21 protein-coding genes and 1 pseudogene are annotated in these 25640 nt (G+C 40.6%); 3 read left to right on the forward strand and 19 right to left on the reverse strand.

Annotated features, from left to right (window positions below; all coding sequences use genetic code 11):
• Positions 1–63: 63 nt before the first annotated feature.
• The 13 genes and pseudogenes from C0J00_RS09655 to udp all read right to left on the reverse strand — a co-directional run bounded on the left by C0J00_RS09655 (position 64) and on the right by udp (position 15181).
• A pseudogene (locus tag C0J00_RS09655) lies at positions 64–812 on the reverse strand (ChbG/HpnK family deacetylase).
• 4 nt (positions 813–816) lie between these two features.
• Positions 817–2211: a PTS transporter subunit EIIC gene (locus C0J00_RS09660; protein WP_104968653.1), complete on the reverse strand. Its 1395-nt coding sequence runs from the start codon at positions 2209–2211 to the stop codon at positions 817–819.
• A gap of 56 nt (positions 2212–2267) precedes the next feature.
• Entirely contained in the window at positions 2268–3056 is a 789-nt protein-coding gene (locus C0J00_RS09665; protein ID WP_233995842.1) for a PRD domain-containing protein, read from the reverse strand.
• Positions 3057–3311: 255 nt separating this feature from the next.
• Entirely contained in the window at positions 3312–5207 is a 1896-nt protein-coding gene (locus C0J00_RS09670; RefSeq protein WP_104968654.1) for a M13 family metallopeptidase, read from the reverse strand.
• Between the two features lie 307 nt (positions 5208–5514).
• Positions 5515–6444, reverse strand: coding sequence for a transketolase family protein (locus C0J00_RS09675; RefSeq protein ID WP_104968655.1), 930 nt, complete (start codon positions 6442–6444; stop codon positions 5515–5517).
• On the reverse strand, positions 6441–7298 hold the full coding sequence (locus tag C0J00_RS09680; RefSeq protein ID WP_104968656.1) for a transketolase: 858 nt from the start codon (positions 7296–7298) through the stop codon (positions 6441–6443). The genes C0J00_RS09675 and C0J00_RS09680 overlap by 4 nt, the downstream gene beginning before the upstream one ends.
• Before the next feature lies 1 nt (position 7299).
• The gene (locus tag C0J00_RS09685; RefSeq protein WP_104968657.1) at positions 7300–8646 is read right to left on the reverse strand and encodes a PTS ascorbate transporter subunit IIC; all 1347 of its coding nucleotides are present in this window, start codon (positions 8644–8646) and stop codon (positions 7300–7302) included.
• Between the two features lie 22 nt (positions 8647–8668).
• Entirely contained in the window at positions 8669–8953 is a 285-nt protein-coding gene (locus tag C0J00_RS09690; RefSeq protein ID WP_104968658.1) for a PTS sugar transporter subunit IIB, read from the reverse strand.
• Positions 8954–8955: 2 nt separating this feature from the next.
• Positions 8956–10995, reverse strand: a complete 2040-nt coding sequence (locus C0J00_RS09695) for a BglG family transcription antiterminator (protein ID WP_104968659.1) — start codon at positions 10993–10995, stop codon at positions 8956–8958.
• Positions 10996–11199: 204 nt separating this feature from the next.
• A complete protein-coding gene (locus C0J00_RS09700; RefSeq protein WP_104968660.1) occupies positions 11200–12411 on the reverse strand; it encodes a phosphopentomutase in 1212 nt (403 codons plus the stop codon).
• A gap of 67 nt (positions 12412–12478) precedes the next feature.
• Complete coding sequence (gene deoC / locus C0J00_RS09705; RefSeq protein WP_104968661.1) at positions 12479–13150, reverse strand: deoxyribose-phosphate aldolase; 672 nt, start codon at positions 13148–13150, stop codon at positions 12479–12481.
• Between the two features lie 30 nt (positions 13151–13180).
• Entirely contained in the window at positions 13181–14383 is a 1203-nt protein-coding gene (locus C0J00_RS09710; protein WP_104968662.1) for a NupC/NupG family nucleoside CNT transporter, read from the reverse strand.
• Between the two features lie 18 nt (positions 14384–14401).
• Positions 14402–15181, reverse strand: coding sequence for a uridine phosphorylase (gene udp, locus C0J00_RS09715; protein ID WP_104968663.1), 780 nt, complete (start codon positions 15179–15181; stop codon positions 14402–14404).
• Positions 15182–15339: 158 nt separating this feature from the next.
• Between udp and C0J00_RS09720 the strand changes: the two genes are divergently transcribed.
• Positions 15340–16077 (forward strand): GntR family transcriptional regulator, encoded by a 738-nt coding sequence (locus tag C0J00_RS09720; protein ID WP_104968664.1) that lies wholly within the window; start codon positions 15340–15342, stop codon positions 16075–16077.
• A gap of 178 nt (positions 16078–16255) precedes the next feature.
• On the opposite strand, the gene treC is transcribed toward C0J00_RS09720, so the two are convergent.
• Together treC and treP are read right to left on the reverse strand one after the other, a co-directional pair.
• On the reverse strand, positions 16256–17881 hold the full coding sequence (gene treC / locus C0J00_RS09725; protein ID WP_104968665.1) for an alpha,alpha-phosphotrehalase: 1626 nt from the start codon (positions 17879–17881) through the stop codon (positions 16256–16258).
• A gap of 146 nt (positions 17882–18027) precedes the next feature.
• A complete protein-coding gene (gene treP / locus C0J00_RS09730) occupies positions 18028–20013 on the reverse strand; it encodes a PTS system trehalose-specific EIIBC component (protein ID WP_104968666.1) in 1986 nt (661 codons plus the stop codon).
• 200 nt (positions 20014–20213) lie between these two features.
• Between treP and treR the strand changes: the two genes are divergently transcribed.
• Entirely contained in the window at positions 20214–20930 is a 717-nt protein-coding gene (treR, locus tag C0J00_RS09735) for a trehalose operon repressor (RefSeq protein WP_104968880.1), read from the forward strand.
• Positions 20931–20964: 34 nt separating this feature from the next.
• Here the strand turns inward: treR and C0J00_RS09740 are convergent, their stop codons facing one another.
• Positions 20965–22122, reverse strand: coding sequence for a glycerate kinase (locus C0J00_RS09740; RefSeq protein ID WP_104968667.1), 1158 nt, complete (start codon positions 22120–22122; stop codon positions 20965–20967).
• A gap of 179 nt (positions 22123–22301) precedes the next feature.
• Here C0J00_RS09740 and C0J00_RS09745 point away from each other — a divergent pair, with 179 nt between their 5' ends.
• On the forward strand, positions 22302–23942 hold the full coding sequence (locus C0J00_RS09745) for a phosphoenolpyruvate carboxykinase (ATP) (RefSeq protein ID WP_104968668.1): 1641 nt from the start codon (positions 22302–22304) through the stop codon (positions 23940–23942).
• Positions 23943–24069: 127 nt separating this feature from the next.
• Here C0J00_RS09745 and C0J00_RS09750 read toward each other — a convergent pair whose 3' ends face one another.
• From C0J00_RS09750 to dtd, 3 genes are all read right to left on the reverse strand, one after another.
• Complete coding sequence (locus tag C0J00_RS09750; protein WP_104968669.1) at positions 24070–24714, reverse strand: aspartate/glutamate racemase family protein; 645 nt, start codon at positions 24712–24714, stop codon at positions 24070–24072.
• Positions 24715–24718: 4 nt separating this feature from the next.
• Complete coding sequence (locus C0J00_RS09755; RefSeq protein WP_233995843.1) at positions 24719–24964, reverse strand: hypothetical protein; 246 nt, start codon at positions 24962–24964, stop codon at positions 24719–24721.
• 89 nt (positions 24965–25053) lie between these two features.
• The gene (gene dtd / locus C0J00_RS09760) at positions 25054–25497 is read right to left on the reverse strand and encodes a D-aminoacyl-tRNA deacylase (protein ID WP_104968671.1); all 444 of its coding nucleotides are present in this window, start codon (positions 25495–25497) and stop codon (positions 25054–25056) included.
• Positions 25498–25640 lie beyond the last annotated feature (143 nt).

Here is a 25640-nt window from a genome sequence, read left to right on the forward strand (position 1 = left end):
CAAAAAACACCCTAATCTGTCGATTAAGGTGTTGGGTTGGCATAAAGTAAGATGGTTAATAACTTATAAATCTCTATAATCAATGAGAGATACATTTTCATTTTTTAGCCAATTTTTAACTGTATCGTCAACCAATAAGGCTACTTCCTGTGTTCGTGGAATGGTTAAACTGGAATGGTTTAGTAAATAGTCATCAAGGTACCCAGGGTGAAAGACGGCTAATTGTATAACTTCTTCCGAAGATTTATCGACCATTCGATTCAACATCATCTTTGGATCATAATCTGGAGACATTGACTCCATATTAAATTGAACAGTTGATTGCCCAATACGAATTGGCTCTCCCCCAGTGAAAAACCAGAATACTTAAGATTATGTTTATCAGCTATGTATTCCAAACCTTTAAAAAAATTAACAGATGAGACAGCATGCCCCTCAAAGTAATCTGGTTTACGACCAAACAATTCTAAAAATTTTTGATATTGTGCTTCTATCTCAATGATCACCTCTTCAAAAACGACAAAATCTTCACTTGCTGTTCGATACACTTTCGAGGATTTAAAATAACCATTATCGTCAACAAGACTTGGAATAAGTCTAGGGTCTGTTAAAGGTCTCTCTGCACAAATATTGGTATGAACTCCTAAGGCAATATCATAATTTCTAACAAGTTCAACGCCATGTTTTGTAGCAGGCATATTTACCATCACACCTAAACTACTAATAAGCCCATCTTTGATTGATTTCTCAATCCCATAATTAACAGCTTCAGAATAACCCAAGTCATCCGCACGTAAAAGTATTTTTTTCATCACTTTACCTCTCATTTTTCTCTATAGGAAAACCAATAAAATAAGTCAGAATAGCTGTACTAAAGAAGGCAATCGCAACAGAGATACAGCCATTGATGATATTAGTCGTACCACCACCAACATATCCAAGCACTGAAAGAAAATTAGTTGCTCCCATAATATAAGAACGTACTCCTGTTAGACCACCATATAGTGCACCTAAGAAACCTCCTATAATCAGAGAAATAAATGGACGCTTATAACGAAGACCAACACCATATAAAACCGGTTCAGTCACTCCACCAATAATACCAGAAACGAAATAACCGAATGATAGAGCTTTCTCATCTTTATCGCGAAGTTTTAAAAATGCGCCTAGTGCCATACCAAATGCTGCCCAGGTTGCCGACATCCCTGCGGTTGAAACCAAAGCCTCGGAACCATTTTGAAGCATCGTTGTGATAGCAAAGACGATAAGGATCTGATGCATACCTGACATTACCAAAAATTCCCAAAGGGCTCCAATTACTGCAATTGCAATAAAACCACCATACTTATGGAAAATAATTAAGCCGTTACCAATCCAGTCTCCAAGTATACTTCCTAAAGGCGCTAGTAAACCAAAAGATAAGGGAACCAAAACAGCAACTGTCAAAAATGGAACAAAAATAGTTGATAGAACATCTGGAATAATCTTTTTGAAAAATCGTTCAATATAAAACATTACCCAAACTGACAAAATAACTGGCAACACTGTTTGAGCGTAATTGTGCATCGTAGTTGGTATGAATCCATAAATATCGAAGGGCTTACCATCTAAAGCTACCAATGAAGGAACCACAAGCATTGCTCCAGTGTATAGTCCTATAACTTGGCTTGCTCCCAATTTTTTTGCAGCTGTCCAACCGATAAAAATCGGCATAAAGTAAAAGAATGCATTATAGAGAGCATCTAAAAGTACATAAGCATTACTTTTATCTGATATCAGATGTAGCAAATCGGGGCCAAGAATTACTTGTATCGTTCTGAACATTGCCGCCACCATCATCGCAGGAATTAAGGGAGTCATTGAACCCGCTAAATAATTTAGAATATTTGAGCCAACTTTTTTTAAGGTAAGTTTTTCCTTAGGTTGGTCCAAATTCTCATCAATTTGTTTCTCAGTAACAACATCTGCAAGTCTAGCAAATTCTGGATAAACTTTGGCTACGTTTTGCCCAATAACAACTTGATACTGACCACCTGATTCAACAACAGCAAGTACACCTGGGATAGCTGTAATCTCATCTTTATTTGGAATCGAGGTATCTTTTAGATTCAAGCGCAGACGTGTCATGCAATGAGTTGCATTTGTTACATTTTCCTTCCCTCCAACTGCTTGGAGGACTTTTTCAGCAATAACTTTATTATTATCAGTCATAATAGTCTCCTTTTACGATTTTTTCGCTTTTTCATATAATCTATTGATGTGAATCATCAAATAGAGAAGTTCGTCATCCGACTGGACCAATCCCATTGTTTGGAAATATAGTCCATGATGGTGATTGCAACTAGGTATATTTTGGGATGCTTTGAGCGTAAACTTTGTAATATTATTTCATTACCATCAATAAAAGATTCATCTTCTCTCAGCCTTTTTAGGTAATATCGTACATGTGCTTGAAAACGTTGATAATTGAACTCCTCACGATCAATGGTGATAGATAACTCATTTTCAATTATTTGTGACACAATTTCTATCAACTCTTCTATTTTTTGCGACTCTCTATCAATGGTGAAATCTGATTTGCTATTGATAAAATGCATGGCAATATTAGTAACTTCACTATGAGGCAAATTGACATTAAGGGTTGTATTAATAATAATCAATGCCTCTTCTGCCAATTTTGTCTCCAAAGGATAAAGTTGGGCTATATCCTGAGAAAAGAGAACCTTCATTTCTTTAAATTCTGCTAATCTGCGTATAGCAAATTGAATATGATCAGCCAAACTAAATACTAGTGTAGGATTTAAGACACCTTCTAATTCCTTTTGAGCATTTTGGACAATCTCTACACTTAGCAACATAAGATCTTCAGGAATCTCTGTCAAGAGCATTTCTAAATGTTCATCTAACTTATAGAAAGTCATATCTATTTTAGATAAATCTGTTAATTCGTAAGGTGTTTTTGGAAAACCGATACCACGACCAAATGCTACAAGTCGCTTGTCATTGTCATCAATACACTCCGCTACATTATTATTGATTTTTTTTATAACTCTCATCACACATCTACCTTTTTCTTATTAGTGAATTTTCCACTTAAAAGCTTATTCACCCAAACAAAAAAACTCTTCGAAAGCACACCTCACCCCTTTAATTAGAGTTTTTGGTAATGCCTCCCGAAGAGTAACAATCCGATTTATTTAAAGTCATTATACTCAAAAAAGAAAGCGTTGTCAATGTTGTTTTAAAAGTTTTTTGAGCTTAAAAAACACCCTAATCTGTCGATTAAGGTGTAGGAGTGGCCTAATAATAGTTTACCAAATCACGACACGGTCGGCTGGTTCACGCCACATGCCGTCACCTTCTTTGACATCAAAGGTTGTAAAGAAGTCATCGAAGTTCGGCAATTGGACATTGGTGCGAAGTTTGCCAGGGGCATGAACATCCACCGATAGCAAGAGTTGCAAGTACTCTTCGCGGGCTTTCATACGCCAGATAGTCGCAAAGTTAGTAAAGTAATCTTCTGCTGAGAAATCAGCATCTTTCTTAGCTGCTTCAAGTGCGGCTGCAAGTCCACCAAGGTCAGCGACGTTTTCAGATACGGTTAATTTTCCATTAGTCTTACCACCAGCAAAATCAATCCCGTCAAACTGTTCAACCACTTTGTCTGTACGCTCTTTGAAAGCTGCATAGTCTTCTTCTGTCCACCAGTTGTTGAGGCTTCCATGTTCGTCGAAAGAGGCACCGTTGGTGTCAAAGGCGTGTGATATCTCATGGGCAATCACGGCACCGATACCACCGTAGTTGGCTGATGAGGATTGCTCCAAGCTGTAGAATGGCGCTTGTAAGATGGCTGCTGGAAAGACGATTTGGTTTTGTTGCGGATCGTAGTAGGCATTGACCATATGGGCTGGCATGTGCCATTCATCGCGATCCACTGGCTGGTTCCACTTGCTCCAAGAGTGAGCGATAGAAATCTTAGCCAAGTTCTTAGCATTTTCCACCAATGATAGGTTTTCATCAATCACTTTCTTAGCATAGGTTTCTGGTAATTTTTCAGGGTAACCGATGTGTGGGATGATGACGTTGAGTTTAGTGATAGCCTTGTCAATGGTTTCTTTTTGCAACCAGGTGTTGTTTCTTAAACGATCTTTATAGACACCAATCATGGTTGCCACTTTAGCTTCTACATCTGCTTTGGCTTCAGGTGAGAATTTTTCACCCGCATACCAGAGACCCAAAGCTTGGTTGAATGGCCCTTGTGCTAAATAGAAGGCTGCTTTTTTCTTATCCATGGCTTGTGGTGTTCCTGAAAGGGCACGACCGTAAACACCTGACAAGACACGAATCTCATCTGTTAGGTATGAGTTAAAGGCATTGGCTGCGCTGTAAACTAGCTCTGCCTTGAGGTTTTCCCAGTTGTCTTGAGAATAATAAGTCGACGCAAATTCCGTCCAGAAACGCTCTTCTGGAACGATAACCTTGTCTGGGGTTTGTCCTAGGATTTCAGTAAAGATAGCATCCAATGGTAATTCTGGAGCCAATTTAGCAAAGTCTGCCCAATCGTATGGATGGTAGAGTTTGGCATATTCAGCTGATTCTTCACTTGATAAGACATACTTAGCTAATTTTGTGTCCAATTCGAGAATCTTGTCTAGCATATCTTTGATGTCTTCTACTGAGAAACCAAATTTAGGTAGCAAGTCTTCCTGTGATTGGCGCCAGAGGGCTAACAATTCTTTACCTTTGTCGTTGTCTTCAGCGTAGTAGGTCGTATCTGGCAAGATAAGACTTGGCGCTTGAGCCCAAAGGACATTGGTTTGGGCATCCATAAAGTCTGGGGCCACCCCAAATGGCAAGAGGTTGGGTTTACCTTCCATCTCGTAGTTGCCAATGCGACCTGCAAATGCTTCAAACGACGTGAGGGCTTGGTACTCTTTAATGAGCGCTTGAACAGGTTCAGTTCCTGCTGCTTCACGTGCATCGTAGTCAGCTACTAACTTGTGGAATTTGACAAAATTAGCCAAAATCTCACCTTCTGGAAGATTCTTGCCAGCTAGCCACTCGTCAGTGGTTGCCAACATCAAGTCTTCAATCTCATCAGCCAAGTCAGAAAATCCTCCAGTACGAGGCTTGTCATCAGGGATAACAGCTGTTTTTTCCCACTCACCGTTGACGGCATCAAAAAAATCATCTTGTAAACGTGTCATAAAGTCTCCTTCTTTTGAAAATCAGCCTTATAGTCTTTTGAATTAACCGTGATACATCGTCATTATCGACTTGCCGAACGTTTAAGGGCAAGTTTCGCTTGTCTTACCTCCAACCTCAAACAGCTTAATGAACTGTTTGAACTGTCTGCGTCTCAGTTCCTTGTCCGACAGTTAAGTCATTTGACTATAAAAGACCAGATTAGGCTTATTTTAACAAATTTAGAAAGGGATTTCAGCTGCCAACCGTGATTATTTTCAATTTTCTGATAGAAAACTAAAAATCCTCCTAAAAAGGAGGATCTTAAAATTATGATTCGATAAATGCTCTCGCAGCATCAACGATATGACCAACACTTAGTCCATAAGCTTCCAAAAGGTAGTCTGTTTTTCCGACTTGCCCAAAAGCTTCATCAACACCTATCCGTTTGACTGGTGTGTCTGTTCTCTGACTGAGCAATTCACAAATAGCGCTACCAAGGCCACCAATTTTATTGTGGTTTTCTACGGTTAGAACTGGTTTCCCAGCAAGCAGACTTTCAAGATTGTCTGGAAGTGGCTTGATTTGGAAGAGGTCAATCAGACCGACAGACAGCCCTTCTTTCTCTAGAAGTTGACAAGCTTCCAAAGCTTCTGCGACCATAATCCCCGAAGCAACTATGGTCATATCATCACCTTCCCTCAACTGACAGTAGCCTTTTGAGAAATCCTGCTTGTCGTCATAGAGTGGTTTTGGCGCCTTGCGTGTGGTTCGAATGTATTTAAATCCTGGGAGCTGGAGAGTATTTTCCAGAATGGCTTGAAAAGAAACATCATCACTAGCTTCAAAAACATGTGCCTTTGGAATAGCCCTCATAAGACTGAGGTCTTCAAAAGGCATGTGGGTACCGCCATTGACTTCAGCCGTTACACCCGCATCTGAACCAATCAAGGTTGCATCCAGTTGCGCGTAGGCCAAGGAGACAAAGACTTGGTCAAAAACACGTCTTGAGGCGAAGGGGCCAAAAGTGTGGATATAAGGTTTATAGCCACGAAGGGAAAGACCTGCTGCTGCACCAATCATTTCAGCTTCCATGATACCAACATTGATATATCGGTCACCGAAATCTTGGGCCAGAGTGTGAGTCATCATGGAACTCGATAAATCCGCTTCTAACACCGCTAAATCTTGCCGCTCAAGGTTCGTTTCTTTCAGAAAATCACGATAGACGAGGCGCATCTCTTTAGTTTGACGATTCATTTGACAACCTCCAATTCCTGACCTAATCGCTTAGCGATAGCATCAAGCATTTCCTTCATCGCTGCATCTGGACGAATATGATGATTTGATGCCATGCTTTCTAACTCTTCTACACCTTGACCTTTAATCGTATCAAGGACGATGCATTTTGGTTTGTCAGACTCAGAAAGCTTACAATCCTCTATTGCCTGATAAATGGCTGCCATATCAGAGCCATCGACTCTAAAAGATTCAAAACCAAATGCCTTAAATTTAGCAACAAAGTCTTGAGGATTTGAAATCTCACATGTAGAGCCATCAAGCTGTTTTTTATTGTCGTCAACAAAAACGATGAGGTTTGATAACTTTCTGTGGGCTGCAAACTGCGCTGCTTCCCAAGCCTGCCCCTCATTAAGTTCACCATCACCAACAATTGTGTAGGTATAAAAACCTTTCTTTTCCATTTGTTGGCTATAGGCAACACCTGTTGCGACACTCATCCCTTGTCCCAGGGAACCCGTGGTCATATCAACCCCAGGCGTTAAGTTTCGGTCAGGATGAGACGGCAATTTAGTTCCATTTTGGTTTAGAGAATGGAGAAAATCCTTACCAAAGAACCCTTTCAAATAAAGAGTGCTATATAGGGCTGGGCCCGCATGCCCTTTAGACAGGATAAAATAGTCACGGTCTTTATTGGCATGTTTTTCTGGCACCATTGGCATAACCTCTCCATATAAGACAGCCAGGGTTTCAACGATAGAAAGACTACCTCCATAGTGTCCAAAACCAAGATGATTAAGAGTTTCTAAAAGGTTAAACCGAATTTCTTTGGCAAATTTTTCCAATTCTTGATGTTTTTCTGAAGATAACGGCATACTAACCCTCCTTCGTTTGAGAAGATTTCCCGACAAATGAGAAACCAAACATAGCTAGGAGAACAACAATGATACCGACAGCAATACCTGTTGCACTTGCGACATTATTCAAGCCACCAAGGATAATCCCAAGAAGTCCAAAGTCGGCATCTGAGAAGGTTGAGCCTTCAAATCCAAGACCGCCAAGGACTGGCATTAGGAAGATTGGCAAGTAACTGATGAGGACACCTTGTAAGAAAGCACCTACTGTTGCACCACGAACACCTCCAGAGGCATTTCCAATAACACCAGCTGTCGCACCACAGAAGAAATGAGGAACAACTCCTGGCAAGATGACAGTAGTTCCTGTCATAATCATCAAGGCCATACTTACAAGACCACCGGCAAAACTAGAAATGAAACCAACCAAAACAGCATTTGGTGCGTATGGATAAACAATTGGACAGTCCAAAGCTGGTTTGGAATTTGGTACCAACTTTTCAGAAATTCCTTTAAAGGCTGGAACGATTTCACCAAGAATAAGACGAACACCAGCAAGGATAACAAAGACACCTGCAGCAAATTGTCCAGCTAGTTGCAAGGCATAAACCATACCATGTGTGCCACCACTCAGCTCTTTCATGATCCAGTCATTACCAGCAAAAATCGCAACAATGAGGTAAATAATGGCCATTGATAGGGTAATACTTACCGTTGAATCACGGAGAAAGGCAAGACTCTTTGGAAAGTTAATGTCTTCTGTTGATTTTGATTTGTCACCAACAAACCCACCAACAAAACCGCTCAACCAGTAACCGAGTGAGCTAAAGTGACCAAGTGCCACCTTGTCATTACCTGTCAACTGAATCATGTATCTTTGAACAAAGGCTGGTGACAAGCTCATGATAATACCAAGCGCAAGACCTCCAAAGAGAATAAGAGGTGCTGAGGTAAAGCCTGCTACGGTTAAGATAACCGCAATCATACACGCCATATAAAGGGTATGATGACCTGTTAAGAAGATATACTTGAACTTGGTGAAGCGTGCAATCAGGATATTAAAGACCATCCCTGCAAACATGATAAGGGCAGTTGCTGAGCCATACTTTGTCAAAGCCACGGCTACGATAGCTTCATTATTTGGCACAACTCCTGATAGATGGAAAGCTTGTTCAAACATAGAACCAAAAGGATTCAACGAATTTTGAACAAGACCGGCACCACCTGAAACGACCAAGAAACCGACAAAGGTTTTAATCCCACCTTTGATAATGTCTGGAAGTCCCTTCTTTTGCAAAAGAAGACCAATGACTGCAATAAATGCTACCAAGATAGCTGGTGTAGACACTACATCTAATAAGAATTTCATCTCATGACCCTCCTACAGACCATCAAACAAGGCCTTTTTCCTGACAGATAGCTGTCACTAATTCGCGTAATTCATCCATGTCAATAATGCTATTTAAAATACGAACATCACCAAGGTGACCAGCTGAATCTTCTAAATCGCGACCAACAATCCAAACATCCGCTGCGTTTGGATCTGCACCACCAAGATCGTAGTGTTCAACTTCAACACCACTAACACCTAAGTCATTGAGAATACTCTCAATATTCATTTGAACCATAAAACTTGAGCCAAGACCTGACCCACATGCAGTACCAATTCGTAACATGATTACGCCTCCTGTTTTATTATTGTTTTGATATCATCATAAGTTTTTGAGCTGACTAAGCGCTCGACATTTCCTTTATCTCTTAGAATAGTTGTTAAGTGAGACAAAGCCTTTAAGTGTGTTTCATTATCCACCGCCGCAATACAAATCAACAATTTAATTTCATGACTAGGGTCGTCAAGCAAGTGAATAGGATGCTCTAACGAAAGCATAGACATACCAACTGCATTGACACCATCCTCTGGACGAGCATGGGGAATGGCAATGCCTTGACCCAAATCGATAAAAGGACCGAAGTCTTTGACTTTATCAATCATGGCTTGTGGGTAGGTTTCTTCAATTTGTCCCGATGCTAATAAGGGCTGGGCAGCTAACTTAATGGCATCTTGCCAATCCAATTTTACATCTGTAAATTGGTAGGTTTCTTCTGTGATTAATTCATGTAACAAGGGTCGATAATCCTTTCTATGTATTTCTTTTTGAAGCAGTTGTTTACGAAGTGATAATCGCAATTCTTTTTCCTGAAAAATCGTAGCGTGTTCCTTGATAATAGCCATTAAGCGTTCAACTTCCAAGTTTTCCTCGCAAATATCCGGAAAATCCTTCTCCACCAAATTAAACAACTGATCTGTTTGACTGCTGCTCATCACCATGGGAACCATGTAAAAAGGTTTTAACGTCTCTATCCTTACGGTTGAAAATACTAAGTCATAGTCTGTTTCTGGCATTTTCTTGAAATCATCAATTCGACTAATCCCACTAAATGCAATTTTCGGAAAAAGCGCCTTAAGATTTTCTTTGATAATAAGAGATGAACTTACCCCATTTGGGCAGACAATCACCGCCCGATAAGGTAGACTAACTTCTGACTTATGCAGGTAACCACCAAAATGAACAACAAAATAAGCAACTTCACTCTCTGGGATTGTTATCTCCAAAACTTTTCGTAAAGGGTCTAGGGCTTTTTTCACCAGATGAAACAGGTCTGGATAGCTGTCCTTAATACGCTCTGTATAAATGGAATCCGTTGCTAGACCGTACTTCAATCGATAGTAGGCCGGAATAATGTGTTTTTTCAATCCCTGCAAAAGATCATTACGATTGTCAAAAGTTAATAAGGAAACTTGTTCCATCTGAGAGACAATATCTCTCGTTAACTTCTCAAAAAATTCAGAATCTAAGTCTCCCTCTCCTTCAAAACACCCTGCCAAAATCAGGGTCAAATAATGTTTTTGTGATAAGGTCAATGCTAAATCTACGTGAAGATTTTGCGAGACAGTATCTACCATGAAACTCGTCAATTCCTGAAGTTGTTCAGAAACCAGTAAATCACTGACCACTACCCTATCGACAGCTCTCTGATAACGACAAAGCAGGAAAATCATAAAATATAAGCACTCTTCTAAACGATCTTTCAAAGGTGTCAGATGCCACATCTTATATTGTGCAGTGATTTCTTTAGAGAATTGTTCGTAAGAAATGTTGACCTGCCATTCCTCCATGACATAATGCAACGCCCAATAGCCAATACGCGAACGAAGCAACTTTCTAATGAAGTGAAGAGCTACTCGATGTTTATCCTCTTCTCTTCCTCTTAGAAAATACCCTTCAGCTCTTGTATAATGAAGGGCTACGCCGTCATTACTCAAACGATCACGAAGCAGTTTTACATCTGACAGACTCGTATTCTTACTCACCTTGACTAAATCTTGGTAGTGAGTATTAGAAATAAAATCTTGACGACAAAAAGTATAAAGATAGATGAGGTAAATCCGTTCTTCCTGATTAAGGTAGATTTGTTCATCCTTTAACTGACTAAAAATAAGGTCCGAATCAGCCACTAAGTGAGGGCTTAAAGAGAAATAACCGCCTCCTTTAAGGATTTTGGGAAATCGATGAGACACTAAAAAATCATCTAGTTCTTCAATAGTCTTCAGAACCTCTTTCTCAGAAAAATTGGTTTTAACCATCAACTCATAAAGTGAGAGTTGCTGGTATTTCATGAGTGTCATGAGAATGACTAGTGATTTTGTATCAATCATAGAATTTCCTTTCCTAATTCTTATTCTATCGGAAGCGCTTACTTTTGGCTATCCCCTATTAAGCCCAATTTAAATCTCACATTTTTAAAAATGATTGTGCCAAACAGCCTAAAGTATTGTTGCTTAAGAAAAAACACCTGTAGAACCGAGCATGTCCTACAAGTGCTCTTAAACTATTGTTTCAACTACTTCATCAATTAGTTTTTACTTCAATTTTTCCAAGAAACTCTCCCCAATCATGGCGGTGTCAACACCAAAGTTGTCCGCAACGGTTGCTGAGATATCAGCGAAATGTCCTTGTGGAATAACACCGCTACCTGTAAAGGATGGGCTGTAAGCCAAGAGCGGGATGTACTCACGGGTATGGTCCGTTCCAGCATAGGTTGGGTCATTGCCGTGGTCTGCTGTAATGAGAAGCAAATCCTTGTCCCCCAAGAGATCTGTGATTTCTGGCAAGCGAGCATCGAATTCTTCTAAACAATCGCGGTAGCCATGAGCATTACGACGGTGACCGTAGAGAGCATCAAAATCGACTAGATTAGTAAATGAGAAACCTTTGGTAAATGCTGGATCTTGAAGAGTTTTAAGGAGCGTGTCCACCCCATGGTTGTTATCTTTATTATGCCCTTGGTCATGGGTAATTCCTGAACCGTTGAAGATATCGTTGATTTTACCGACACCATAAGTTGGAATCCCTGCATCAGCCAATTTATTCAAAACAGTGTCTTCAAATGGTGAGACAGCCAAGTCACGACGATTTGCCGTACGTGTGAAGTTACCTGGCTCTCCAACATATGGACGAGCAATGATACGACCAAGAAGCGCTGGGCGTTCAAGGGTGATGGAACGAGCATACTCACAGATACGATAGAGTTCCTCTAAGGGAATCACATCTTCATGCGCAGCGATTTGTAGCACAGGATCAGCTGATGTATAGATGATGAGCTCTCCTGTCTCCATTTGGCGAGGACCAAAATCATCGATAACAGCAGTTCCTGAGTAAGGTTTATTAGCTTCACGGATGACTTTTCGACCGGAAAACTCTTCAATCTTGGTCAAAATGTCTTCAGGAAAACCATCCCAGAAAGTATCAAATGGCTCGGTGATATTAAGCCCCATGATTTCCCAGTGACCGGTCATAGTGTCCTTCCCAAGTGAAACTTCTTCCAACTTGGTCACGTAACCAGTAGGATTTTCCTCAGCAGGAACGGTTTTAAGTGGAGTCTCACGGGGAATGTTGCCGAGCCCCATTTTAGCCATATTAGGCACATTGAGACCGACCGTTTTGGAAATGTGACCAAGCGTGTCAGAAGCCCCGTCAGGAACTCCTGCGTTAACAAAATTATTAGCATCTGGCGCAGCACCAATCCCAACAGAATCCAGTACCACTAAGTGAATACGATCAAATGTAGACATCATTTCTCCTTTGTTTATTGAAAATAGTAGGCATAAGCCTACTACGTCATTAAATCAGGCTTGCAAATTAATAGGAACCATCCTCAACTGCTTGATTTTTTACCAGTTTGATAATCCGACTCGTTCCTAAACGTGATGCCCCTAATTGGATAAATTTTTCAGCATCCTCTAAAGAGCTAATTCCACCAGCAGCCTTAATCTTAACATGTGAACCGACGTGTTCAGCCATTAAAGCAACATCTTCAAATGTTGCACCAGCTGTTGAAAAACCTGTTGATGTCTTGATAAAATCTGCACCAGAGCGTGTGACAACACCACATAACTCAATCAACTCTTCTTTACTTAACTGACAGGTCTCAACAATAACTTTCAAAATATGGTCTTGACAAGCCTCTTTGATTTGACGAATTTCTGCCTCGATAGCATCAAAATTGCCATTTTTAACATCTGTCAAGTTGATGACCATATCAATTTCGTCGGCACCATTTTCGATAGCATCCTGGCATTCAAAAACTTTAGCAGCAGTTGTGCTATAGCCATTCGGAAAGCCAATAACAGTACAAATAGCTAGTTTCCCTGAAACATAATCTGCCGCCTGTTTAACATAAGACGCAGGAATACAAGCAGATGCTGTCTCATAGGTCATCGCATCATCTAAAATAGTTTGAATCTCTGACCAAGTAGCCGTTGTTGATAACAAGGTATGATCAACCGTTTTTAATATATCTTTAACATTCATGTTTATATCCTTCTTTCTTTTTGTTCTAGTTTAGAAAAGCGTCACAATCCCAACAATAAAGGCACTGAGCATACTTACAGCAATACCACCAATCATTGAACGAAAAACTAAGCGTGCCAAAGTACTTCTTTTTCCTGGACATAAAACAGCAATCCCCGAAACACAGATACCTAAGCTAGATAAATTAGCAAAGCCGCATAACGAAATCGTAGCTACCAAAGCTGTTCGATAATCGAGAGATTTGATAACACTCCCCAACTGTTGGAAAGACACAAATTCATTTAAAATCAACTTATTTCCCAAAAGGCTACCTTCCATGAGAATATCTTTACCATCAAATCCCATCAGAAAACCAAATGGGGCAAAAACATAAGAGAAAATCTGTTCCAAACGGATACCTAAACCACTTAGCAGCAGATTGATTAGTGATACCAATCCAACAAAAGCAATCAGGCTGGCACCGATTGAAAAGGCCATTTGAGCACCTGTACTAGCGCCTTCAGCTATAGCATCAATCACATTGGCATTATTTCCTTTGCTATCCATTTTAATATCATCGATTCTTTGGACAGGTTCGGTTTGAGGAAGCAACATTTTAGCAATCAAGATACTACCGATAGGCACCATGGTTGAGGCTATCAAGAGATACTCCATTGGAATCCCCAAAGCAATATAACCACCTAGGATGGAAACAGACATACTTCCCATTCCAGATACTAAGACAACCATAATCTCACTATCTGTCATACGACCAAGGTATTTGCTAACTAGAATTGGACTGTCGGTTTGCCCGAGAAACATATTGGCAACGGCCACAAAACTCTCAACTTCTGAGGATTTCATGATTTTACCAACACCCTTACCAATCCATTTTACAATAAATCCTAGAATTCCCATATAGTAAAGTAGGCTAACTAAAGCAGATAAGAAGACAATATTTCCAAGCGTTTGGATGGCAAAGATAAAACCAGTCTTTGCACCACCATCAGCCAAAGAGCCAAACACAAAATTCAGTCCAGCTTGACCACAGTTGATAACCTTTGTCACACCATCTGAAACGACGCTAACGATACGTTGCCCTAATGGGACACGTACAAGAATCAAGGCGATGATAAACTGCACGATAAGTGCCTTTCCTATCAATGGAAAAGAAATGCCTTTACGATTAAAGGAAATGGCATAAATAATGCCCAATATGAGTAGGATTCCAAGAATACTATAAATAAACTGCATGATGACCTCTATAAAAAATTATGATACTTTGTCGTCTTCAATCAGAGTACGTAAAGCTTCAACTGCTACTTCAATAGCTGCCTCCGTGTCGTGAGCCATCGGATTATCCATTCCCAAAGCATTACGTTCTTGGTTGCCAACAACAAGAAAGTCAGAACCGCAACGAACACCAAGGTGACTAGCCGCCACAAAGAGTGCTGCTGATTCCATTTCTGATGCTTTTGTACCAAGACGTTTCCAAGCTTCCCACTTGTTTAGTAACTCATAGCTCACTGGCATACGTTCTGGTTCATGCTGACCATAGAAAGCATCTTTACATTGTACCACACCTGCGTGATTAGTATAACCCAATTTTTTTGCAGCTTTGACGAGAGCATTGGTTACCTCTAAGTCTGCTACTGCCGGAAACTCAATAGGAGCGTATTCTTTACTTGTTCCTTCCATACGGATAGCACCAGTCGCAATGACAATATCGCCACCTTTCACATCAAGATCAATACCGCCACAAGTTCCTACACGAATAAAGGTATCAGCACCACACAATTTTAATTCTTCCATAGCAATAGAAGCTGACGGCCCACCGATACCCGTTGAGGTAACACTAACTTTTTCACCGTTCAAAGTTCCAGTATAGGTCACGTATTCACGGCTATCTGCCACAAGTACAGGATTATCAAAATGCTTCGCGATTTTTTCGCAACGTTTTGGATCACCCGGCATAATCACATAACGACCCACGTCACCTGGACGGATTTGTAAATGGTACTGAAGTCCAACTTCACCTGAATAGTTTTGCATAAAAAGACCTCCTTTTGTCTTGTGTAATTTTAAAAACACTTGTATATTATCATACATAACTTGTTTTGTAAACGTTTTTATTCAAAAAAGTAATCGCTTTCTTTTTCTTGATTTTTCTAATAATTTCATTTAAACTAGCTTGTATAGAGGAGACAGCCATGATTAAAAATGACCTTAATAAAAAGCTAAACAAACTCAAGCATGTACAAGTCTACAATAAAATTTTCAGTATGATACAAGAAGGGATTTATACCCCCGGTATGCAACTGCCTACTGAGCCAGAGCTTGCAGAACAATTAAATGTTAGCCGTTCCACCTTGCGAAAATCGCTAGCACTTTTACAAGAAGATCATCTAGTCAAAAATATACGTGGGAAAGGGAATTTTATCAGTCAACCTGAGGATAGCAATACTCCTCATCAATATGATATTAGAAAACACCCTGTCAAAACCTGTCTGACAAGCGAGATCCATGAGGTTGAATTGGAATGTCGCTTAGAAGTTCCTTCAGAAGCCATTCTAACATCCCTTAAACAAGAGACTCCCGTCGTGGTTATTGCCGACCGTTGGTATCACACTGAGGATGGACCCTTGGCTTATTCTTTGTCATTCATCCCTATTGAAGTCATTTCTGAGTATGGTATCTCACTCCAAGAAAACTCGCCACTCTTACAGTTTTTGGAAAGTCGCGTTTATCAGGAAACGATCTCTAGCCATACACAAAGTCATTTTGGTTATACCATCTCAGGTAACTTTTCTGCCACTAAGTACATCCTATCTGAAAATGAACAATTTATGCTGATTCAGGAGAACATCTACAAACAAGATCGACTACTCGTTTGTAACAAGCATTATCTCCCTATCGAACATTTTGAGCTTTTCCTGACGACGCAGTAGGTCAATCCAGATTGATATCCCTATGCAAAATACCAACTCTTCATTTTTATCTTAGATAAGAGTCTTTTACAAAAATGAAACTATTAGCAGTTTTTCAATGTGAGCCAGCATTAAGCACATCAAAAAAGGAGCTAGACCACTAAAGTCTGCTCCTTTTTTAATTCATTTTCTATCTAAGTCATCCTGCCAAAATAGCTAGTGTTTGGTATGGTTTTAGAATGACGTTTTCACCGATGGCTTCAGTAGCATAGTTGCTGATGAGGACTTGACCATTTTGATAAGCTTCTGCTAGGTCAAGGGTCACTTCTTCGGCATAGAAGTTGTTAAGAACAAGCAGTTTTTGTCCGTCTAGTTCACGCTCAAAAGCGTAAACTGACTCACTATCAGTATATGCTGCCTTGTAATCACCTTCTGCGATAAGGGGCATTTCTTTACGAAGTTTAATGAGTTTTTGGTAGAAGCTAAAGATAACACCGTCTTTTTCATTTGCGACATTAATCTCTTTGTAAGATTTTCCTGCTTTCAACCATGGTGTACCTGTCGTAAACCCTGCATTGTCACTAGCGTCCCACTGCATTGGTGTCCGTGAATTATCACGTGATTTAGTCTGGATAATCTTGAAGGCTTCTTCCGGTGTTTTCCCCTCATCCAACATAATTTGATAAGCATTGAGGCTCTCAACATCCACATAGTCCGCCATTGAGTCAAAGTCAGGATCAATCATCCCAATTTCTTCACCCATGTAGATGTAAGGTGTCCCGCGTGATAGATGGATGGAAGCACCGAGCATAGTTGCTCCTTCGTTGCGGAAGTGCTTAATATCCACAAAACGATTAAGGGCACGCGGTTGGTCATGGTTGTTGTAGAAAAGAGCGTTCCAGCCATTACCCTCACTCATACCTTCACCCCATGTATGGAAAAGGTCACGCAGAGCCTTGAAATCAAAATCCATAATGGTCCATTTTTGCCCATCTTGGTAATCCACTTTCAAATGGTGGAAATTAAAGGCCATGGATAATTCTTCACGATCTGGCGCCGTGTACATGATACAGTTTTCTACTGTCGTTGCTGACATTTCCCCAACTGTCATGAAGGAGTCATCCTGACCAAAGCTAGCTTGGTTGAGTTCATGCAGATAATCATGAGTAATTGGACGGTCAGTGTAAGCTGGTTTACCATCATTGATTGGGCAATCTTCGAGGACTTCATCCTTACCAATCAAGTTAATCACATCAAAACGAAAACCTTTAACACCCTTGTCTTGCCAGAATTTTACAACTTTAAAGAGTTCTTCACGGACGTTTGGATTACGCCAGTTCAGATCCGCTTGAGTGACATCAAAGAGATGAAGATAGTACTTACCAGTATCCCCAAATGGCGCCCAAGCATTGCCACCAAACTTAGACACCCAGTCCGTCGGCTCGTCACGCAAGATAAAGAAATCTTGATAGTATTGGTCACCTGCCAAGGCTTTTTGGAACCATTCATGCTCTGTCGAACAGTGGTTAAGCACCATATCCAGCATAAAATCGATACCCAACTCTTTTCCACGTGCAATCATCGCTTCAAAATCCGCCATAGTCCCAAAATCTGGATTGACCGCTGTATAATCAGCGACATCATAACCATTATCACGTTGGGGACTTGGATAAAAAGGATTAAGCCAGATCATATCAATTCCTAGCTCTTTAAGGTATGGCAAATTCTCAGTAACCCCATTGAGGTCACCAGTACCACTACCTGTCGTGTCTTTAAATGATTTTGGATAAATTTGGTAAACAACCTTACGTTTGTCGATTGCCATGATAAGTCCTTTCTAGCTACTGCTACTCAATGCCAATCAAACGCGAATGAATTTTTCATCTCAAGATTGAAATAATGCGTTTGATTTTTAAAGAGTATAACATAGATAAAGTGCTGAAAATAGTCTCAGCACTTATTCTTTTGTCATTATAATTTAGTTACCTTTAGAACATCTTCACCGCGTGAAATCTGGCGTGGAAGAACATCTATAGGATTGACTTGGTAGTCGTTGTGATTTGTCACGATAACAGGTGTCTCAACTGGATAACCTGCTGCTTTAATGGCTGCGATGTCAAATGAAATCAAGGAAGCCCCTGCTACAACCTTGTCACCTTGAGAAACATGGGCTGTAAAGCCTTTACCGTCAAGATTGACTGTGTCCATACCGATATGCATGAGCATTTCCACACCTTCGTCAGTCACAAGACCAACCGCGTGTTTTGATGGAAAGAGTACTGAAATAGTTCCTGAAACAGGTGCTACCAACTCACCCTCAGATGGTTCTATAAGGACACCTTGTCCCATAACACCTTGAGCAAAGACTGGGTCTACTGCTTCTGAAAGTAATTTAACTTCGCCAGTAAGTGGGCTAACAATTGATGATACTGTTCCTGCTGATGCAGTTGTTGAAGCTACTGGAGCTGCTTGTGAAACTTCTGCCTGAGCAAGGGCTGCTTGTGAGGCTAATTTCTCATCTTCAGCTTTTGTAAGGAAGTTAGCTTTACGGAAGGCAACAGTCAAGACAAAAGGAACAACAAGGGCAACCGCCATACAGATAAAGAATGGCACCATGTATTTCACATTAATAGCAAGGAAACCAGGGATACCACCGACACCGATAGCGTTGGCTTGAACGTTCATCGTCGTTGACAAGAGACCTGCAAGTCCTGAACCAATCATTCCTGCGACGAATGGGTAAACATATTTAACGTTAACACCAAAGAGGGCTGGCTCAGTAACACCAAGGTAGGCTGAGATAGCAGCTGGAAGTGAGATTTCAGCTTCGCGTTCATTCTTACGGTTCATGAAGAAGTAAGCAAATACAGCTGAACCTTGTGCCATGTTTGAGAGAGCGATCATTGGCCAGAGACCAGTTGTTTTAGAAGCTGTGTCCGCAATCAATTGCGTATCGATAGCGTTTGTCATGTGGTGAAGACCAGTGATAACAAGCGGTGCATAAAGGGCACCAAAGATAGCACCAAAGAGCCATTTAACAGGACCAGTCAAACCAGCCAATACAACGAATGAAATCCCTTTACCGATTGTCCAACCAAGTGGTCCCAAGACAGTGTGAGCCAAGATAAGGGCTGGCAATAATGATAGGAATGGTACAAAGATCATTGAGACCATTTCTGGGATACGTTTACGCCAGAAGATTTCAAGGTAAGACAAGCTAAGTCCCGCAAGAAGGGCCGGGATAACCTGTGCTTGATAACCGATACGGTTAACAGCGAAGAAGCCGAAGTCCCAAACCCAGTCTTTGGCAATGTCAGCTACTGGTGTGCTTCCTACAGCGTAAGCATTGAGCAACTGTGGTGACACCAAACAGATACCAAGAACGATACCAAGAATTTGGGTTGTTCCCATTTTACGAGCAACAGACCAAGTAATCCCTACTGGTAAGAAGTGGAAAATGGCTTCACCTGGTAACCACAAGAAATGGTTAACACCATTCCAAAATTGAGATACCTCAACAATTGTTTTACCATCCAGCGATGACCACTGAACACCCTCAAGAATATTACGGAAACCGAGAATCAAACCACCAACGATAATCGCTGGAATAATTGGCGTGAAAATCTCAGCCAACATAGTCATAACACGTTGAAGTGGGTTCTGATTACTTTTGGCTGCTGATTTAGCAACTTCTTTAGAAACACCTTCAATGCCAGAAACAGCTGTAAAGTCATTGTAGAAAATAGGCACATCATTACCAATGATAACCTGGAATTGTCCAGCATTGGTGAACGTCCCTTTGACGGCTGAAATCTTTTCGATTTCCTGGACATTAGCCTTGCTGTCGTCGTTCAAAACAAAGCGCATGCGTGTCGCACAGTGTGTGACAGCTTTAACGTTTTCTTTACCACCAATAGCAGTTAAGAGGTCTTTAGCTTGAGATTCAAATTTTCCCATTTGAGTCAAACTCCTTTTTATCATTTACTAGGATTACTCCCGATTTAGTTGCAATAAAGCGTAGATAAATTTATTTACAGAACAAGTGTAATCGATTGCAAATTTGTAGGCAAGTTGTTTGTCGAAATTTTTACTAATTTTTGGTAAAATAAGGTATCTTGTCTGCAAAAAAATAGACAACTTAGAAAATGCATGAAAAAATGAAAAAGTATGAGAAAGTTTTCCGAAATTTAGAGGCTGCTATTAACCAAGGAATCTACCAAGTTAACGACTATTTACCAACCGAAGAAGAGTTGGCTAAAGAGTATGCTGTCAGCCGAGATACCATTCGAAAAGCCTTAAAGCTCCTGGCAGAACACGGACTTATTCAAAAACGTCAAGGTAGTGGCTCACAGATCATCAAGCATGAGCGCATTAACTTTCCTGTTTCAGCTCTTACCAGCTTTCAGGAAATCGCCCAAGCGCAAGGGATGGCAACGACAACTAATGTCATCGCTATCGACAAACTCATTGTTGATGGGAAGATGTCAGAACTAACTGGTTTCCCACCAAAGAGTCATGTCTGGCGTATCACGCGCCAACGCGTGATGGAAGGGGTGGCATCTGTCCTTGATATTGACTACTTGTTGACGACTTTTGTTCCTGAAATCGATCGTTCCATTGCGGAGAAATCCATTTATGATTATTTGGAAAACCACCTGCACCTTATGATTGATCTAGCTGAAAAAGAAATCACCATCGATCAGACCAATCAGCAAGACAGTATTCTTCTGGACTTAGCAGGTGAGCATCATGTTGTGTCCATTAAGTCCAAAGTCTTTCTCACCAATGGTCAACAATTTCAATTCACCGAAAGCCGGCACAAATTGGATAAATTTAGATTTGTAGATTTTGCTAAGAGAAGACCTGCAAATTAATTCAGAGTTAGTATTAAAAGGCTGAGATAGACAACTATCTCAGCTTTTCTGATGCTATGACACTATGGTAGAAACTGATAATATTCTTACTGGTATTAGTGATGAGAGTTGGTGCATCCGTGACAGCTTCTTCCAGACTCATCGGCTGATTAATAATATCAAAAACCCCTGAAATTCCTTCATCATATAGAACTTCCAAGTGTGTCGATGCACCACCCACAATCGCTACCGTCGGAACTTGATACTTCTTAGCTAGCTGAGCAACCCCAATGGGTGTCTTACCATTTACAGATTGACTATCCATGTGTCCTTCTCCAGTAATGACCAAATCAGCACCAGCTATTTTTTCTTCAATTCCTATTAAATCTAAAATAGTTGTAATACCTCTCTGCGCCTTCGCCTTAAAAAAGGTCATTAAAGCAAATCCCGAACCACCAGCTGCACCTGCCCCTGGCGTCTCCTTCTCATGTCGTCCTGTTAGTTCTGACACAAGGTCTGCATACCGATTCAGCGCCTGATCTAAGGCTACCAACTCTTCTGATTTTCCTCCTTTTTGAGGACCATAGACAAATGAAGCACCTCGTTCACCACACAAAGGATTATCCACATCTACCAACAAGATAATATCAAGGTTGGCTGGAATCTTCATTTTTTGACGCGTATCTATTGATGACATTTTAGACAAATTAGCAGGAATTGGTTCTAAAAAGCGACCTGTCTCATCTAAAAAACGGATACCTAAGGCAGCTGCCAGACCTATGCCACCATCATTTGTAGCACTGCCGCCAAGACCGATATAAAGCTTGCTAACTCCTTTTTCAATCGCATCTTTAATCAGCTCTCCTGTTCCGTAGGTCGAAGCTTGCATGACATCCAACGCCTCCTTATCTATCAGAGTAATACCAGAAGCCTCTGCCATTTCAATAACTGCCGTTTTACCATTATCAATGAGCCCGTAAGAAGCTTCCACTTCCTGACCCAGAGGGCCTTTTACTACCCGAGAGATACGCTTTCCTTCACGACTAGTTAAAATGGCATCTACAGTCCCCTCACCACCATCAGCCACTGGCACAATAAGAACCCTATCTTCTGGATAGAGTGAATGTATTCCCTCACAAACACTGCGACCAACCTCTAAAGAACTCAGACTTCCTTTAAACGAATCACTTGCTACAATAATGTTTCTACTCATACCTGTTTCCTCTTCTAAGTCTTATTAAGGTACTGCCATTATATGAAAATGTCTTCAAATCCTCAACTCTAGCATTGAGTTAATAGATTAGAATGTTTTTCTATAAAAAATGATAGCGCTTACCTAGGTTTGTGATATAATGAACCTAAAGTATATTCTGTTACAAAGGAGATTTGTTTATGGTAACTTATCAACAATTTTCTGAAGACGTCATGCGCAAAAGCGCTCCTTATTTTTCATCGCTCAAAACGACTATTGAAACAGCTTTTTATGAAAATCATGTCAAGACTATCTCATCATTGGAGGAAGCATATAGACTTGCCAGCCAAGCACCAACTACCGTCGTCCTTGATATGGAGGTCGCTCATGCTGGTGAGTTGGGATTGCCTAAAGATGCTAAGGTGCTTTTAGCCAATGGCGGAGCAGTTGTCGGACGTACCGCAAAAGCCAGACGTATTTTTGGTCAAAAACCTGAAGAAGATGACAAACTCCTTCCAATTGTCCGCGATGCTATTTTTAACGCTCGTCATCGCACTTTTTACCGTGCCGATGTAGTTGTTGGGCTAGACGAAGCTTTCATGCTTAGAGCTCATCTTATGGTACCTGAAGATGACATCAACAACCTCTACTCTTGGTTGATTAATTTCCAAATCTTAAACGATGACTATCAAAAACGCTTAGATAATTCTGTCTTGTATGAAGACAACGATATTTACATTTTCTCTGACCCTGAATGGAGTCATCCTGACTATCCTGATGGCTTAGCATATTTTGATACCAACCATAACTGTGCTGTTATTCTTGGGATGCATTATTTTGGCGAACTCAAAAAATCAACCCTAACACTAGGTTGGGGAACTGCTGCTCGTAACCACTACGTTTCCTGTCATGGAGGATTGAAAATCTTCAAAAAAGAAGGACAAGATAGTCACGTTGCCTCATTCTTTGGCCTCTCTGGTTCAGGAAAGTCAACCCTTACCCATGCCAAGCATGATGACAAATACGATATCAAGGTTCTTCATGATGATGCCTTTATCATCTCCGAAAAAGACGGCTCTTCGATTGCTCTAGAGCCTGCTTACTTTGATAAGACACAGGATTACCCAACAGGACACCGCGAGCAGGATTACTTTGTGACTATCCAAAACTGTGGCGTTACTTTGGATAAGGACGGTCGCAAACGCTTGGTCACTGAGGATGTCCGTAACGGTAACGGTCGTACGGTCAAGTCTCGCTATTCTACACCAAATCGTGTGGATCGTATCGAAGATGGTATCCAGTCTATCTTCTGGATCATGAAGGACGATTCACTACCTCCTCTTGTTAAGGTTAATGACCCTATTCTGGCATCAACCATGGGCTGTACTCTCATGACCATGCGTTCTAGCGCTGAAAATACTTCGGATAGTTTAAATAGCCTCATCATCGAACCTTATGCCAATCCTTTCCGTGTTTATCCTTTGGTTGAAGATTATCAAAAATTCCAAAGCCTTTTCGAGTCAGGTGTTGATTGCTATATCATCAATACTGGTTCTTATATGGGGGATAAGATTCCTAAGGAAACAACGCTTGATATGATTGAACAAATCGTTGATAAGAAAGGACTCTTTAGACCATTTGGACCAACCTCAAAACTTGAATTTTTGGACTACCCAGATTTCCCAGTTAAGAACTTTGATGTCAATTATAAACAGTTAATCAAGGACCGCATGCAGGCTCGTCTCAACTTCCTACTCAATTTCAACCACGACAATCTTGACAATCCACTTCCAGCAGAAGCTCTTTTACACTTAGAAGATTTACTCAAAGAATTGGATTAAAAAGCAAAAACGAGAGACTCGGCATCTCTCGTTTTTAAACGGTTAATGATTCTAATACTCTAAGAAAATCAAAATAGGAAAAAAGCAACAGATAGAACTCAAGTTTATGAAGGTAAACTTGACAAGATCAAATTTTGGTTTTTAATGAGTCTAAAAAATAATCATCGGCACTTAGACAAGGCAAACTTGTCTCTTTTTGATAGGCTTCTAAAAAATAGGGAAAATGTGTGCAACCAAAGACAACGGCTTCTACACCTAAAGCTTCAAAGAGTTGAATAGTATCTTTCAAACCCATACTTGCTACAATTTGCTCAGCTGGGGCTTTGTTTTCAATGGCTTCAACCCAATCTAGGCTAGACATCGCGTGTACTCTACTACGTGGATTCTTCCAAGCGATGACACGTTCAATACCTGCACTGCCTTGTGCATTGGCTGCGAGAAGCCCCATGGTCTGATAGGACATGGCGAGGTCACGGTAGAAATGCAAGGGTGTCAGAATTTCCAAAGATAAAGCATCCGAAAGCTCATCAAAATCGACGGAACTGCTCAAAGAGTTGCAATAAACCAAGACTTGCGTCACGCCTTTTGCCTGAAAATCCTTTAAAACAGCCGTCAGGTGGGCTTTTTTATCTACCTCTGGCAAAACCTGAAAGACTGTCTGTTCTTCTGGATTCTGAGAAATGGCTGCGCTGATATAGTTGTCGGTCACGCGCTTAACCAGATCAACCCCAAAAGCTGTATCAACGGGCGTCCCTGCAATAATTCCAATCATACTGTCACCTCACCAAATATAAAGCAAGTAAGAAAATCACATTGATTGCCATTCTAATCACATGATGGCTGATGTGTGGTTTTTGGTGCATCTGAAAACCATTGCTTAAGGCTATCCCAGAAAGAGCAAATAGACCACCAGCAACCCCATAAATAGCGCTATCATTACGCTGCCATAAGTAACTATAAGTACAAGCCGCTATGACCAGAGTACTGAAAAGCGTTAGTAGCATATTTCTTTTGGTAATCATCCTTGCTCCTATACATCCTAGGACAGCAGAAAATAGCACAAGGACTAAATATAAACTTAAAACAAACAAAACCACTAATTGCATACGCCTTACCTATTCTTTGTATCTAAAATAATCGTTACAGGACCATCATTGACCAGAGACACCTTCATATCTGCTCCAAAAATCCCCTTTTCAACAGGGAGGTATTCAGCCAAAGCTGCGTTAAATTGATCATAGAAATCACTTGCCATATCTGGCTTTGCAGCACCCGTAAAGGCTGGACGATTCCCCTTTTTAGTGTCCCCATAAAGGGTAAATTGAGAAATCGACAAGATGCTCCCCTTGATATCTTGAACGGACAAATTCATCTTATCATCGGCATCAGAAAAGATACGCATATTGACAACCTTGCGCACTGCATAATCCAAGTCTTCTTGAGTATCCTCCGGACCTACTCCAACCAAGAGCATGAGTCCTTTGCCAATCTGACCGACTATTTTCTCATCAATGGTTACAGATGCCTCTGAAACCCTCTGAATGACAACTTTCATAAATTCAATTACTTTCTAAAAACATCAGAACACGCTAATCCTATTCCACTGCCATTGCTTACTTATCAAAGATAAATCACACTGAGGCAAGGAAATGAAGACGATAATACTAAAGGATATCGAGTCAAGCTGACAAAGTATAG

The sequence above is a fragment of the Streptococcus pluranimalium genome, from assembly GCF_002953735.1.
GTDB lineage: Bacteria > Bacillota > Bacilli > Lactobacillales > Streptococcaceae > Streptococcus > Streptococcus pluranimalium.